Origin of the sequence: Pseudomonas sp. SID14000, from assembly GCF_002165135.1 — a bacterium.
Classification (GTDB): Bacteria; Pseudomonadota; Gammaproteobacteria; order Pseudomonadales; family Pseudomonadaceae; genus Aquipseudomonas.
Genome location: NZ_NFZQ01000005.1, coordinates 94,254 through 108,770, shown reverse-complemented (window position 1 = coordinate 108,770; position 14,517 = coordinate 94,254). Strand labels below are relative to the sequence as shown.

The 14,517-nt window shown below is 61.9% G+C and carries 15 protein-coding genes; 8 read left to right on the top strand and 7 right to left on the bottom strand.

The window, feature by feature from the left end; translation table 11 throughout:
• Positions 1-105 precede the first annotated feature (105 nt).
• The 3 genes from CAY82_RS09110 (at position 106) to CAY82_RS09100 (ending at position 3,920) form a co-directional block, all read left to right on the top strand.
• Complete coding sequence (locus CAY82_RS09110; protein WP_015272334.1) at positions 106-1,488, top strand: glutamine synthetase family protein; 1,383 nt, start codon at positions 106-108, stop codon at positions 1,486-1,488.
• Between the two features lie 3 nt (positions 1,489-1,491).
• A complete protein-coding gene (locus CAY82_RS09105) occupies positions 1,492-2,265 on the top strand; it encodes a gamma-glutamyl-gamma-aminobutyrate hydrolase family protein (RefSeq protein ID WP_087500918.1) in 774 nt (257 codons plus the stop codon).
• 113 nt (positions 2,266-2,378) lie between these two features.
• A complete protein-coding gene (locus tag CAY82_RS09100) occupies positions 2,379-3,920 on the top strand; it encodes an APC family permease (RefSeq protein WP_087500917.1) in 1,542 nt (513 codons plus the stop codon).
• Positions 3,921-4,043: 123 nt separating this feature from the next.
• On the opposite strand, the gene gmk is transcribed toward CAY82_RS09100, so the two are convergent.
• The gene (gmk, locus tag CAY82_RS09095; protein ID WP_087500916.1) at positions 4,044-4,664 is read right to left on the bottom strand and encodes a guanylate kinase; all 621 of its coding nucleotides are present in this window, start codon (positions 4,662-4,664) and stop codon (positions 4,044-4,046) included.
• Positions 4,665-4,677: 13 nt separating this feature from the next.
• Positions 4,678-5,541 (bottom strand): YicC/YloC family endoribonuclease, encoded by an 864-nt coding sequence (locus tag CAY82_RS09090; RefSeq protein ID WP_087500915.1) that lies wholly within the window; start codon positions 5,539-5,541, stop codon positions 4,678-4,680.
• A gap of 228 nt (positions 5,542-5,769) precedes the next feature.
• Here CAY82_RS09090 and rph point away from each other — a divergent pair, with 228 nt between their 5' ends.
• Complete coding sequence (gene rph / locus CAY82_RS09085; protein WP_087500914.1) at positions 5,770-6,492, top strand: ribonuclease PH; 723 nt, start codon at positions 5,770-5,772, stop codon at positions 6,490-6,492.
• Positions 6,493-6,515: 23 nt separating this feature from the next.
• On the top strand, positions 6,516-6,884 hold the full coding sequence (locus CAY82_RS09080) for a DUF4870 domain-containing protein (RefSeq protein WP_087500913.1): 369 nt from the start codon (positions 6,516-6,518) through the stop codon (positions 6,882-6,884).
• Positions 6,885-6,916: 32 nt separating this feature from the next.
• Here CAY82_RS09080 and CAY82_RS09075 read toward each other — a convergent pair whose 3' ends face one another.
• Positions 6,917-7,696 carry an exodeoxyribonuclease III gene (locus tag CAY82_RS09075; protein ID WP_003253401.1) on the bottom strand — a complete coding sequence of 260 codons (780 nt, stop codon included), beginning with the start codon at positions 7,694-7,696 and terminating at the stop codon, positions 6,917-6,919.
• A gap of 80 nt (positions 7,697-7,776) precedes the next feature.
• Between CAY82_RS09075 and pyrE the strand changes: the two genes are divergently transcribed.
• Positions 7,777-8,418 (top strand): orotate phosphoribosyltransferase, encoded by a 642-nt coding sequence (pyrE, locus tag CAY82_RS09070; protein ID WP_003253405.1) that lies wholly within the window; start codon positions 7,777-7,779, stop codon positions 8,416-8,418.
• Between the two features lie 174 nt (positions 8,419-8,592).
• Here pyrE and argB read toward each other — a convergent pair whose 3' ends face one another.
• From argB to coaBC, 4 genes are all read right to left on the bottom strand, one after another.
• Positions 8,593-9,498 (bottom strand): acetylglutamate kinase, encoded by a 906-nt coding sequence (gene argB / locus CAY82_RS09065; protein ID WP_003258198.1) that lies wholly within the window; start codon positions 9,496-9,498, stop codon positions 8,593-8,595.
• Between the two features lie 30 nt (positions 9,499-9,528).
• A complete protein-coding gene (locus CAY82_RS09060) occupies positions 9,529-10,929 on the bottom strand; it encodes a phosphomannomutase/phosphoglucomutase (RefSeq protein ID WP_087500912.1) in 1,401 nt (466 codons plus the stop codon).
• Between the two features lie 111 nt (positions 10,930-11,040).
• Positions 11,041-11,496: a dUTP diphosphatase gene (dut, locus tag CAY82_RS09055; protein ID WP_015272329.1), complete on the bottom strand. Its 456-nt coding sequence runs from the start codon at positions 11,494-11,496 to the stop codon at positions 11,041-11,043.
• Positions 11,497-11,501: 5 nt separating this feature from the next.
• Complete coding sequence (gene coaBC / locus CAY82_RS09050) at positions 11,502-12,713, bottom strand: bifunctional phosphopantothenoylcysteine decarboxylase/phosphopantothenate--cysteine ligase CoaBC (protein WP_003253409.1); 1,212 nt, start codon at positions 12,711-12,713, stop codon at positions 11,502-11,504.
• A 128-nt stretch (positions 12,714-12,841) separates the two neighbouring features.
• Here coaBC and CAY82_RS09045 point away from each other — a divergent pair, with 128 nt between their 5' ends.
• Together CAY82_RS09045 and CAY82_RS09040 are read left to right on the top strand one after the other, a co-directional pair.
• Positions 12,842-13,504 carry a JAB domain-containing protein gene (locus tag CAY82_RS09045; RefSeq protein ID WP_306460812.1) on the top strand — a complete coding sequence of 221 codons (663 nt, stop codon included), beginning with the start codon at positions 12,842-12,844 and terminating at the stop codon, positions 13,502-13,504.
• Positions 13,505-13,766: 262 nt separating this feature from the next.
• Positions 13,767-14,459, top strand: a complete 693-nt coding sequence (locus CAY82_RS09040) for a helix-turn-helix domain-containing protein (protein WP_087500911.1) — start codon at positions 13,767-13,769, stop codon at positions 14,457-14,459.
• The last annotated feature ends 58 nt before the right edge of the window (positions 14,460-14,517 follow it).

The following is a 14,517-nucleotide window of genomic DNA, read 5'->3' as shown; positions in this document are numbered from 1 at the left end:
TCCCCACGATGGGAAAGTGAAAAGAACAACAGCTGCAACCATCGTCGCCCGTGAGGCGCCAGCCGTATCCCCACATCGCCGCAGCAAATCAAAGGATGTACAGCCATGACGTCGGTAACCCCGTGCGCCAGTTCTTCCAGCGAGATGAATGACTTCCTCCAGGCCCATCCGGACACGCAGTACGTCGACCTGCTGATTTCCGACATGAACGGCGTGGTACGTGGCAAGCGCATCGAGCGGGCCAGCCTGCACAAGGTGTACGAGAAGGGTATCAACCTGCCGGCATCGCTGTTCGCCCTGGACATCAACGGTTCCACCGTCGAGAGCACCGGGCTTGGCCTGGACATCGGCGATGCCGACCGCATCTGCTTCCCGATCCCCGGCACACTGTCGGACGAGCCGTGGCAGAAGCGCCCCACCGCCCAACTGCTGATGACCATGCACGAACTGGATGGCCAGCCGTTCTTCGCCGACCCGCGTGAAGTGCTGCGACAGGTGGTGAGCAAGTTCGACGACCTGGGCCTGGATATCTGCGCCGCGTTCGAGCTGGAGTTCTACCTGATCGACCAGGACAACCTCAACGGTCGCCCGCAGCCGCCGCGCTCGCCAATTTCGGGCAAGCGCCCGCAGTCTACCCAGGTGTACCTGATCGACGATCTCGACGAATATGCCGACTGCCTGCAGGACATGCTCGAAGCCGCCAAGGAGCAGGGCCTGCCCGCCGACGCCATCGTCAAGGAAAGCGCCCCGGCGCAGTTCGAGGTCAACCTGCACCACGTGGCCGATCCGCTGAAGGCCTGCGACTACGCGATCCTGCTCAAGCGTCTGATCAAGAACGTCGCCTACGACCATGAAATGGACACCACCTTCATGGCCAAGCCCTACCCGGGCCAGGCCGGCAACGGCCTGCACGTGCACATTTCGTTGCTGGACAAGAAAACCGGCAAGAACATCTTTGCCAGCGACGACCCGTTGCAAAGCGACGCGCTGCGCCACGCCATCGGTGGTGTGCTGGAGACCATGCCAGCGTCGATGGCCTTCCTTTGTCCGAACATCAATTCCTATCGCCGCTTCGGCGCGCAGTTCTATGTGCCCAATGCGCCAAGCTGGGGCCTGGACAACCGCACCGTGGCCGTGCGCGTGCCCACTGACAGCAGCGACAACGTGCGCCTCGAGCACCGCGTGGCCGGTGCCGACGCCAACCCGTACCTGATGCTCGCGGCGATCCTCGCCGGCGTTCACCACGGCCTGACCAACCAGGTCGAGCCCCAGGCACCGATCGAAGGCAACTCCTACGAACAGTTGGAGCAGAGCCTGCCGAACAACCTGCGCGATGCCCTGCGCGCGCTGGACGACAGCGAAGTCCTCAACCAATACATCAGCCCGGACTACATCGATATCTTCGTGGCCTGCAAGGAAAGCGAACTGGCCGAGTTCGAAGTGTCGATTTCCGACCTCGAGTACAACTGGTACCTGCACACGGTGTAACCCATGAGCGCAAATACGGTCCCCTTGATCGGTGTCAGCGCCTGCCGCCAGCAGGTGGGGAAGAACTCGTCGCATACGGTAGGCGACAAGTATATCGAGGCTGCCGGCTTTGCCGGCTTGCCACTGATCCTGCCGGCCCGTGACAGGGGCAGCGACACGCAGGCGCTGTTGGCCCATCTGCATGGCATTGTTTTTACCGGCTCACCTTCAAATATCGAACCGCATCATTACAATGGCGCCCCCAGCGCGGTGGGCACCCGGCATGATCTGGCACGCGATCGCCTGACTCTGCCGCTGCTGCAGGCGGCCATTGCCGCCGGTGTGCCGGTGTTCTGTATCTGCCGTGGCTACCAGGAATTGAACGTAGCCCTGGGCGGTAGCCTGCACCAGCGCGTGCAGGAACTGCCCGGCTACCTCGACCACCGTGAACCTGAGGACGCACCCCTGGAGGTGCAATACGGCCCTCGTCACCCCGTCGGCATCGAGCCTGGCGGGTTGTTCGAGCGCCTGGGCCTGGCGGCGCAGTTCGAGGTCAACTCGCTGCACAGCCAGGGCATCGACCGCCTGGCCCCGGGCCTGCGGGTCGAGGCACGGGCCCCGGATGGCCTGATCGAAGCGGTGTCCATGCCTGCGGCGCCGGGCTTTGTGCTCGGCGTGCAGTGGCACCCGGAGTGGCGATTTACCGAGAACCCGGTCTCGCTGCGCCTGTTCCAGGCGTTTCGCGAGGCCTGCATGGCCTACGCAGCACGGGAGGGCGCACGGCAGGAGGCATTCTGACGTCACCCGAAGGTCTCGGATGACTTGCTCCCGGCAGCAAGCTTTCAATGAGTGAAAGCGGGCCTTGTACGCAAGGCCTGTGAAAACAATTCCAAAATATACGGCAAATACTCATGAGCAATTACACAGAAGCCGGCCGCCCACCCGACGTGGCGACCGACGCGGGCAACACCCAGCGCAGCAAGGGCCTGGCCTCAGGCCGGCTGGGCTTGCTGGCCAGCGTGGTGCTGGGCATTTCCACCATCGCCCCGGTCTACACCCTGACCGGCGCCCTTGGGCCGACCGTGCGTGAAGTGGGCGCGCACCTGCCTGCCGTGTTCATCGTCGGCTTCCTGCCGATGCTGCTGGTAGCCTTGGGTTACCGCGAACTGAACTCGGCGGAGCCGGACAGCGGTACTTCGTTTACCTGGTCGGCGCGTGCCTTCGGCCCGATGATCGGCTGGATCGGCGGCTGGGGCCTGGTGGTCGCTACCACCATCGTGTTGTCGAACCTGGCAGGGGTGGCGGTCGACTTCTTCTACCTGTTCCTTGGCCAGATCACCGGCAAGCATGAGCTGGCGGCATTGGCCGACAACCTGCTCATCAACATAACCACTTGTTGCGTGTTCATCGCTCTGGCGGTGTGGATCTGCTGCCGCGGCATGACCACCACCATGACCGTGCAGTACGGCCTGGTAGCCCTGCAGTTGCTGGTACTTATCGGCTTCGCCTTTGCCGCTTTCGGCGAAACCACCGCGCCGCCACCGCTGGAATTCGATTTCGCCTGGTTCAACCCGTTCGGCGTCGAGTCGTTCTCGGCCTTTGCCGCCGGGCTGTCGCTGTCGATCTTCATCTTCTGGGGCTGGGACACGTGCCTGACTGTCAGCGAAGAGTCGGTGGGCAGTGAAGAGGTGCCGGGCAAGGCCGCCACCTGGACCGTGATGTTGATCCTCGGCCTGTACCTGTTTACCGCCATCGCCACCCTGCAGTTTGCCGGTATCAGTGAAACTGGCCTGGGCCTGAACAACCCGCGCATCCAGGAAAACGTGTTTGCCCACCTGGCCGGCCCGGTCATGGGGCCACTGGCGATCCTGATGTCCATTGCCGTGCTGGCCAGCACGGCGGCTTCGCTGCAGTCGACCTTCGTGGCGCCGGCGCGCACCCTGTTGGCCATGGGTTACTACGGCGCGGTACCGCAGAAGTTCGCCAGCGTCTGCCCGCGTTCGCAAACCCCGCGCTACGCCACTATCTGCGCCGGCCTGGCCGCAGGCCTGTTCTACGTGACCATGCGTACCCTGAGCGAGAACGTGCTGGCCGATACCATTACCGCGCTGGGCATGATGATCTGCTTCTACTATTCGCTGACCGCGTTCGCCTGCGTCTGGTATTTCCGCCACAGTCTGTTCGACAGCCTGCGCCACTTCATCATGCGCGGCCTGTGCCCACTGGTGGGTGGGGTGATCTTGTCGGTGATCTTTGCGCGTACCGCCATCGACAGCGCCTCGCCAGACTTCGGTAGCGGCTCGCATGTGGGCGGGTTGGGGCTGGTGTTCGTGATTGCCGCGATCATTTCGGTGCTCGGCATCGCGCTGATGATGCTGTCGCGCATGCGGGCGCCGGCGTACTTCCTGGGGGCTACCCTGCGTCAGCAGGCTACCCTGCCGTTGCAGGAATAAGGCTGGGGGCGCTTCGCGCCCCATTCGCAGCACAAGGCTGCTCCTACAATGGCGCGATGTACGCCGTCGATGTAGGAGCAGCCTTGTGCTGCGAATGGGCTGCAAAGCAGCCCATGCGGTCTTTCAGGAGAGCAGTTCTTTCAGCAGCCCGCTGTTGCGCTGTTGCTGCTTCTTCAGTAGCAGGCGGTTCGAGCGGAACACTGCCTTCAAGTCTTCCAGCGCCACGTCGAAATCATCGTTGATGATCACGTAGTCATACTCGTCGTAGTGCACCATCTCGCTGACGGCTTCCTTCATGCGCCCGGCGATGATCTCTTCGCTGTCCTGCCCGCGGCCGTCCAGGCGCTGGCGCAGGGCCTGCTGGCTTGGCGGCAGGATGAACACCGACAACGCCTGCGGCATCAGCTTGCGCACTTGCTGCGCGCCCTGCCAGTCGATTTCCAGAATCAGGTCGTAACCCTGGTCCAGGGTTTGCTGCAGCGCGCTGCGCGAGGTGCCGTAGAAATTGCCGAACACCTCGGCATGCTCCAGGAAGTCGCCTTGGGCGATCAGCGCCTTGAATTCCTCGTGGACGACGAAGTGGTAGTTCACCCCGTGCTGCTCGCCCGGGCGCATGGCGCGGGTGGTGTGCGAAACCGAGACGCGGATTTGCTGGTCGTCCTTGGTCAGGGCGGTGACCAGGCTGGTCTTGCCCGCGCCCGAAGGGGCCGAAACGATGTAGAGGGTGCCGCTGCTGTGGTTCATGGTCGGGGTGGCCTTACTCGATGTTCTGTACTTGTTCACGCATCTGTTCGATCAATACCTTCAGGTTGACCGCCGCTTGCGTGCTGCGTGGGTCGAAGGCCTTGGAGCCGAGGGTGTTGGCCTCGCGGTTGAGCTCCTGCATCAGGAAGTCCAGGCGCCGGCCGGCGGCGCCGCCACCCTTGAGCACCCGGCGCACTTCGGTGACGTGGGTGCTGAGGCGGTCAAGCTCTTCGGCCACGTCGCTCTTCTGGGCCAGCAGTACCATCTCCTGCTCCAGGCGCTGCGGGTCGAGTTCGGCCTGCATGTCGCCGAAGCGGTCGAGGATTTTCTGCCGCTGCGCCGCCAGCATCTGCGGCACCAGGGCACGCAGGGTGGTGACTTCGCTGGCCATGTTGTCCAGGCGTTCGTTGATCAGCCGGGCCAGTTCCTGCCCTTCGCGCTGGCGCCCAGCCTTGAGCTCGGCCAGCGCATCATCGAACAGCGCCATGGCTTCGGTATTCAGTGCCTGCGGGTCGCTGGCGTCGGCCACCAGCACGCCTGGCCACGACAGCACCTCCAGCGGGTTCAGCGGTGCCGGCTGCTTGATCAGGCTGGCCACTTCCTCGGCGGCGGCAACCAGCTGCGCGGCGCGCTCGCGGTCCACCTTCAGCGGTTTGCCGTTGCTGTCTTCGTTGAGGCGCAAGGTGCATTCCACCTTGCCCCGCGACAGGCCCTGGCGCAGGCCTTCACGCACGGCGCCTTCGAGGTCGCGCAGGGCCTCGGGCAGGCGCAGGTGCGGCTCCAGGTAACGGTGGTTGACCGAACGCAGCTCCCAGACCAGGGTGCCTTGGCTGCCGGCGCGCTCGACACGAGCAAAAGCGGTCATGCTGTGCACCATGGGGAGTACCTCGCGTAGATGAATGAACGGTGGGAGCCTCTCGGCTGCAAGGCGCAGGATTGTAGCGCAGTGGGGCCGTGGCGCCCAATCCACCCATGTTACAGAGGGGTGGCCTGGCCAGCAGGAAAAGGCGACGGGCTGTGCCGGGCGCGACAATAGGCATGTCTTCCCCGGGCTGCGGGCTTTATAATGCTCGGCAGATTCAAAGTCCCAGTACAGGTATCCCAGATGAAACGTCCAAGTGGTCGCGCCGCCGATCAGCTCCGCTCGATCCGCATCACCCGCAACTACACCAAGCACGCCGAAGGGTCGGTACTGGTCGAGTTCGGTGACACCAAGGTCATCTGCACGGTCAGCGTGGAAAACGGTGTGCCGCGCTTCCTCAAAGGCCAGGGCCAAGGCTGGCTCACCGCCGAATACGGCATGCTGCCGCGCTCCACTGGCGAGCGTAACCAGCGCGAAGCCAGCCGTGGCAAGCAGGGTGGCCGCACCCTGGAAATCCAGCGCCTGATCGGCCGTTCGCTGCGCGCCGCGCTGGACATGAGCAAGCTCGGTGACATCACTCTGTACGTCGACTGCGACGTGATCCAGGCCGATGGTGGCACCCGTACCGCGTCCATCACCGGTGCCATGGTCGCCCTGTGCGATGCTCTGGCGGTGATCAAGAAGCGCGGTGGCCTGAAGGCCGGCAACCCGCTCAAGCACATGATCGCCGCAGTATCGGTGGGCATGTACCAGGGCGAAGCGGTGCTCGACCTGGACTACCTGGAAGACTCCGCCGCCGAAACCGACCTGAACGTGGTCATTACCAGCGCCGGTGGTTTCATCGAAGTGCAGGGTACCGCCGAGGGCGCGCCGTTCCAGCCTGAAGACTTCAACGCCATGCTCGCCCTGGCACAGAAGGGCATGAGCGAGATCTTCGAACTGCAGCAGGCGGCGTTGGCCGACTGAACCCAGCCAGGGAGGTGCGGGGCATGAGCGAATCGAATCTGTCGATCACCCCGCCCAATGCCGAAATCCGGCAATGGGCGATGTTCTGCCACCTCTCCGCGCTGCTGGGCCTGGTGGTGCCGCTCGGGCACCTGCTGGGCCCGCTGGTGCTGTGGCACCTCAAGCGCGAGCAAGACCCTTTCATCGACGCCCAGGGCAAAGAGGCGCTGAATTTTCAGATCAGCGTGACCATTGCCGGGTTCATCTGCTTCCTGCTGATGTTCGTGTTCATCGGGCTGGTGCTGTTCGCCATGCTGATGGTCGCGGTGCTGATCCTGATCATCATTGCGGCGGTGCGGGCGAATGAGGGCAAGCCGTATCGCTACCCGATGATCTGGCGGCCGATCAAATAGCAATTGGGGCTGCAAGGCAGCCCCAATTGCTTTTAGATGGTCAACGTCCAGTCATAGTCGACGATCAGCGGCGCATGCTGGGAGAAGCGCGGCTGACGCGGCAGGCGGGCATTGCGCACGAAGCGGCGCAGGCCCGGGGTGAGGATCTGGTAGTCGAACCGGTAGCCCAGGTTGAGCATCTCGGCCTGCTCGTTGTCCGGCCACCAGCTGTACTGGTCGCCTTCACGGCTGACTTCGCGCAGGGCATCGACGTAACCCATCTCGCCGGTGATCGCATCCATCCAGGCACGCTCCGGCGCCAGGAAGCCCGGCGACTGCTGGCTGTCACGCCAGTTCTTGATGTCGAGCTTCTGCTGCGCCACGTAGAACGAGCCGCAGTAGATGTATTCGCGACGCTTGCGACGCTGTTTGTCCAGGTACTTGGCGAAGTCGTCCATCAACTTGAACTTCTGGTTCAAGTCTTCGTCGCCGTTCATACCCGAAGGCAGCAGCAGGCTGGCAATACTGACTTTGTCGAAATCTGCTTGCAGGTAACGCCCGTAGCGGTCGGCTGTCTCGAAGCCCAGGCCGGTGATGACTGCCTTGGGCTGCATGCGCGAATACAGGGCCACACCACCTTGGGCAGGCACCTCCGCGTCGCAGGCATAAAGGAAATAGCCATCGAGCTGGAAAGCTGGGTCATCGAGTTCAAAGGCCGAGGCGCGGGTATCCTGAAGGCAGATGACGTCGGCATTCTGGGCTTGCAGCCAGCTGAGCAAACCACGCTCGGCCGCAGCCTGAATGCCATTTACGTTCACACTGATGATCCGCATAAATGGCCCCAAAAATCTCGTGCGTGTATGATACCCGAGCTCAACCCATTTAGCTAAATCCGTGGTGTCCGGGACTATCCATGCAGCCGTATCAGCGCGACTTCATCCGTTTTGCCATCGATCGCGGGGTACTGCGTTTCGGTGAATTCACCCTGAAATCGGGGCGTACCAGCCCGTATTTCTTCAATGCCGGCCTGTTCAACACCGGTTCCGCCCTGGCCGAACTGGGCCGTTGCTATGCCGCAGCCATCGTCGACAGCAAGATCCCGTTCGATGTGCTGTTCGGCCCGGCCTACAAAGGTATCCCGCTGGCAGCGACTACTGCCGTGGCCCTTGCCGATCAGCATCAGCTCGATGTGCCATGGTGCTTCAACCGCAAGGAAGCCAAGGACCACGGTGAGGGTGGCAGCCTGGTCGGTGCACCGCTGGCCGGTGACGTGCTGATCATCGACGACGTGATCACCGCCGGTACCGCCATTCGTGAGGTCATGCAGATCATCAATGCCCAGCAGGCCAAGGCCGCTGGCGTGCTGATCGCGCTGAACCGCGAAGAGCGTGGCAATGGCGAGTTGTCGGCGATTCAGGAAGTGGAGCGTGACTTCGGTATCCCGGTGGTCAGCATCGTTTCGCTTACCCAGGTGCTGGAGTTCCTGGCTGATGACCCGCAGCTGAAGCAGCATCTGCCGGCTGTCGAGGCTTACCGGGCGCAGTACGGGATCTGATCCGGGCCTGGAAATGAAAAAGGCGACCTTCTTGTGAAGGTCGCCTTTTTTGTGTCGCCTGTTCCGGCCTATTCGCGGGTAAACCCGCTCCCACAGGATCTCCACAGCCCTCAAAGGCGGTGCTGTACCTGTGGGAGCGGGTTTACCCGCGAAGAGGCCGGGACAGGTTAACGATCAGCGCTGCTTGCGGTTGGTAATCAGGGTACCCACGCCGCTGTCGGTGAAGATCTCCAGCAGAACCGCATTCGGCACGCGGCCGTCGATGATGTGCGAGCTGTTCACACCACCCTGCACCGCATCCAGCGCGCACTTGATCTTTGGCAGCATGCCGCCGTAGATGGTGCCGTCGGCGATCAGTTCGTTGACCTGCTCGGTGGTCAGGCCGGTCAGCACTTCGCCCTGCTTGTCCATCAGGCCGGCGATGTTGGTCAGCAGCATCAGCTTCTCGGCCTTCAGCGCCTCGGCTACCTTGCCCGCCACCAGGTCGGCGTTGATGTTGTACGATTCACCATTGGCACCCACGCCGATCGGCGCGATCACCGGGATGAAGTCGCCCTTCACCAGCATGTTCAGCAGGTCGGTGTTCACGCTCACCACTTCGCCCACGTGGCCGATATCGATGATTTCCGGAGTGGTCATCTCGGGCGTCTGACGGCTGACGGTCAGCTTGCGGGCACGGATCAGCTCCGCGTCCTTGCCGGTCAGGCCAATGGCGCTGCCGCCGTGGCGGTTGATCAGGTTGACGATATCCTTGTTGACCTGGCCACCCAGCACCATCTCCACCACGTCCATGGTCGCCGAGTCGGTGACGCGCATGCCGTCGATGAAGTGACTTTCGATCGACAGGCGCTTGAGCAGGTCGCCGATCTGCGGGCCACCACCGTGGACCACCACCGGGTTGATGCCCACAGCCTTCATCAGCACGATGTCACGAGCGAAGCCGGTCTTGAGCTCCTCGCTTTCCATCGCGTTGCCGCCGTACTTGATCACCAGGGTCTTGCCGACAAAGCGGCGGATGTAAGGCAGTGCTTCGGACAAAACCTCGGCTACATGGGAAGCGGCATCGCGATCGAGGGTCATGCAGGGCTCCTGTAAGGAACAGATAGTCGGTCAGAACGGCAGTTGCAGCTCAGGCTCAACCCGCAGCAACTGGGTACGGAAAACATCCTTGATACGTTGCAATTCGGCGTCGCTGTCGGCCTCGAAGCGCAGTACCAGCACCGGGGTGGTGTTGGAGGCGCGAACCAGGCCCCAGCCGTGGGCGTAATCCACCCGTACACCGTCGATGGTGGTCAGGTTGGCTTCGCCCCAGTCGGCGTCGCGTTGCAGTGCATCAATGATGCTGAATTTACCCTCGTCGGTCACATCAATATTGATTTCCGGCGTGGAAATATCGTTCGGGAAGGCGGCGAACAGGTTTTCGGCGCTCTGCCCGGTCTTGCTGAGGATCTCCAGCAGGCGCGCGGCGCTGTAGATGCCGTCGTCGAAACCGTACCAGCGTTCCTTGATGAAGATGTGACCGCTCATCTCGCCGGCCAGCAGTGAGCCGGTCTGCTTCATCTTTTTCTTGATCAGCGAGTGACCGGTCTTCCACATCAGTGCGCGGCCACCGTGCTGCTCGATCAGCGGGGTCAGGCGGCGGGTGCATTTGACGTCGAAGATGATCTCGGCGCCCGGGTTGCGCGACAGCACGTCCTGGGCAAACAGCATCAGCAGGCGGTCGGGGTAGACGATGCTGCCAGTATTGGTGACTACGCCGACGCGGTCGCCGTCACCGTCGAAGGCCAGGCCGATGTCGGCGCCGGTTTCCTTGACCTTGGCGATCAGGTCCTCGAGGTTTTCCGGCTTGCCTGGGTCCGGGTGGTGGTTGGGGAAGTTGCCATCGACCTCGCAGAACAGCGGGATTACTTCGCAGCCCAGAGCTTCGATCAGTTGCGGTGCGACCACGCCAGCGGCGCCATTGCCACAGTCCACCACCACCTTGAGCTTCCTGGCCAGCTTCACGTCGTCGACGATCTGCTGGAAGTAGCGGTCGAGGATCTCGACCTTTTCCACACGGCCGTCGGCGCGGCTCAGGTTGTTGGTTTTCAGGCGAGTCAGCAGGGCCTGGATCTGTTCGTTGGCCAGGGTATCGCCGGCGATGACGATCTTGAAGCCGTTGTAGTCCGACGGGTTGTGGCTGCCGGTCAGCATCACACCCGACTTGCCGGCCAGCACATTGGCTGCGTAGTACAGCGCCGGGGTGGGCACCAGGCCAACGTCGCTGACCTGGCAGCCGGCATCGACCAGGCCCTTGATCAGCTGTTCGACCAGCATAGGGCCAGACAGGCGGCCATCGCGGCCGACCGAAACCTGCGGTTCGCCCTGGGCCAGGCTCTGCGCGCCGATGGCGCGGCCGATCCAGTAAGCGGTTTCGGCGTGAAGTGTCTTGCCGACCACGCCACGGATGTCATATGCGCGGAAAATGCTGTCTGGCAGTGCGGCGGGTACCAGGTGGGCCATGTCGTTCATCTCTGGAAGCTCCATTAGTCAAAGGCTTTCTGGGCAGGCGCAAACTGAACGCTTGGACGGTGGTTTCGCCAGAGAGTTCGCCATCCTTGGCCTGAACGGTCATTTCTCGGCTCAGTGGCTGCCGGAATGGCCGAAGCCGCCAGCGCCACGCTGGCTTTCATCGAATGCTTCGACGATGTCGAAATGGGCCTGTACCACCGGTACCAGCACCAGCTGGGCGATGCGTTCGCCCACGGCGATGGTGAACGGGGTGTTGCCGCGGTTCCAGCACGACACCATCAACTCGCCCTGGTAGTCCGAGTCGATCAGCCCGACCAGGTTGCCCAGCACGATGCCATGCTTATGGCCCAGGCCCGAGCGCGGCAGGATCACTGCCGCCAGGCCCGGGTCGCCGATGTAGATCGACAGGCCGGTGGGGATCAGCAGGGTCTGGCCTGGCTCGAGGACGGTGTCTTCCTTGAGCAGGGCGCGCAGGTCCAGGCCGGCGGAGCCGGGGGTGGCGTACTGCGGCAGGGGGAATTCGGTGCCCAGGCGTGGGTCGAGGATCTTGGCTTGAAGAGCGTGCATGTAACTTATTGAACCTGATTGAGCCGTTCGGCGATGAAGGCGACCAGTTGCCGGGCGATCTTGCCCTTGCTGGTCTGCGCGAAGAGAGTCTGGTGCTGCTGGCGGTCGATCACAGTCAAGGCGTTTTCTTCGCTGTTGAAGCCGATGCTGGGGTTGGCCACATCATTGGCGACGATCAGGTCGAGGTTCTTGTCCTTGAGCTTGCGCGTGGCGTAATCGAGCAAGTGTTCGGTCTCGGCGGCGAAGCCGACGCTGAACGGGCGGTCGGCGCGGCCAGCGATGGTGGCAAGGATATCGGGATTGCGCACCATCTGCAGCAGCATGCCGTCGCCGGTCGTAGGATCTTTCTTGAGTTTTTGCGTGGCAACGACTTCCGGGCGGTAGTCCGCAACCGCCGCCGAGGCGATGAACAGGTCGCACGGCATGGCCGCTTCACAGGCCGCGAGCATGTCCCGCGCGCTGACCACGTCAATGCGGCTGACCCGGTCGGGGGTCGGCAGGTGCACAGGGCCAGTGACGAGGGTGACCCGAGCCCCGGCTTCGGCGGCCGCTTCGGCCAAGGCGAAGCCCATCTTGCCGGAGCTATGATTGGTGATGTAGCGCACCGGGTCGATGTTTTCCTGGGTCGGGCCGGCGGTGATCAGCACGTGCTTGCCGGTCAGTGCCTGGCGCTTGAAGCTTTCCGCGGCACACCACGCCAGGTCGGTGGCTTCGAGCATGCGGCCCAGGCCGACATCGCCACAGGCCTGGCTGCCGGACGCCGGGCCGAACACCTGGATGCCACGGCTCTTGAGCAGCTCGAGGTTGGCCTGGGTGGCCGGGTCGCGCCACATCGCCTGGTTCATGGCCGGGGCCACGGCGACGGTGGCGTCGGTGGCCAGTACCAAGGTAGTCAGCAGGTCGTCAGCCATGCCTTGGGCCATGCGCGCCATGAGGTCGGCGGTGGCCGGGGCGATCAACACCAGGTCGGCCCACTTGGCCAGTTCGATATGGCCCATGGCCGCTTCGGCGGCAGGGTCGAGCAGATCCATGTGCACCGGGTGGCCCGACAGCGCTTGCAGGGTCAGCGGGGTGATGAACTCTGCACCACCACGGGTCATGACGACGCGCACCTGCGCGCCGTGCTCCAGGAGTCGGCGAATCAGTTCGGCGCTTTTGTAGGCGGCAATGCCGCCACCCACGCCGAGAACGATGCGCTTGCGATACAGCCGCTGCATAGGCTTGCCTTTTTCCAGTGAGAGCGGGCGGCGACGTTTGAAAATGCCTGCGGCGGAACGTCGCATGTACGAGGCGAAATAGATTAACACAGGGCCGAAATGGGCCGCAGCAAGGGCAGAGGAGCGGGATGAATATTAGGGAGTGGCCGGCTGAAGAGCGGCCGAGGGAGAAGTTGCTGCAGCGTGGGGCGGCAGCGCTGTCGGATGCCGAACTGCTCGCCGTGCTGTTGGGGTCGGGGGTTGCCGGGCGGAATGTGCTGGACCTTGCGCGGGGGCTGCTGGGGCGTTTTGGTGGGCTCAGGCAGTTTCTCGAGGCCGATCGCGCAGCAGTGCTTCGCGAGCCGGGCATTGGCGCTGTGAAATACGCACAGTTGCAGGCGCTATTGGAAATTGGCCGGCGTTATCTGGATGAGGACATCGAGCGCGCAGCGGCTCTCGAAAGCCCAGCGGCGGTGCGGCGTTATCTCAAGGCCATGCTGCGCCATGAGATCAGTGAAGTATTCGGTTGCCTGTTTCTGGATACCAAGCACCGGCCGTTGGCGTTCGAGATCCTGTTCAGGGGCACGATAGACCGGGCGAGTGTCTACCCGCGGGAGGTAGTGCGGCGGGCACTGCTGCACAACGCGGCGGCGTTGATCCTCAAGGGTTACATGTCAAGAAAAAATGTTGCATCTCTACCAGGCGTAAAGATACGTGGCTTGCAGGTAAATGAGGTTAAGAAACGTAACATCTCGCAATGTTGCATTTCCCGGGCCGCGTCGGGTTTGTGGCCCGCTCAGGCCGTTGGGTAATGGTGAGCCTAGGGCCTAGGGTCGTTTTATTGAGGTGGTCCTCTATTAGAGCCTACTGCTTTGCAAGAAGTCATCAATGAGTCATATTCCAGCCCGCACATTGGCGTCAATAAAATGGCTTTTTTGAGGTGTGCGATGTTTTTCTGACGAATATTGGGCGGATTCCCTTTCCTTCGGATGAAAGGGCTGCTAATCGGGGGGGGCATCGTTGATCCATAGTTGATTTCTGCATATAGTGGATCTAGACCAGGAGGAATGCGCTATGACGGCCGGTAAAGTTCTTATGGAACTGCTGCACAATCCCAAAGAGGCTTTGGGCCTCAGCCGACAAACCGGAGCAATCCTTGCCGATTGGTTGGAAGAGGCTTTGCTGAGCTCTTCGAACCAAAAAGCTGTTGAAATCCATGATGCTATTATCGAGACTTTCCAAGCAGCTCTGGCACAGTGCTCAGAAGAGGCAAAGAAGGTAATTCTTGCAAATGGCGCAGCTGATGTATTACTGAAAGAAGTTTACAGAATGGGTCAGCTCGATCTGGCTCAGCTTTTGGCTGCCCAATCGCTAGATAGACGAGTGAGTTCAGAATTCACTGAAGCTCTAACTGAGCGAGCCAATTTGTCCTATTTGAAAGCGCTGTGGGAATCTCCTAGAACAAACAAGGAACTCTCCATCACAGTGGGTCAAGCTGAGGAAACCGTGAGCAGAAAGCTTAAGCGCCTCAGAGAGTTGGGTATTGTCTACTCCAAGAAAGTTGGCACTGCTGTAATGAATTCAATTACCGCCTCGGCCAAGCAGTCACTTAATGATCTTGGTACGATTCAAACATTTGAGGCCGAACAACGCTTTAAGTCTAAGGCTGCTGTCAATCAGGCTTTTGAAAACAAAAAACTTTCTGCATCTAATTATATGCAGCATCAGCCTGGATTCAGCCGCTCGGTGGGGGCGCTTGCATTATGAAGCCCAAAATAGTCACGTTCTACTCTTACAAGGGTGGGGCTGGCCGTACGATGAGTCT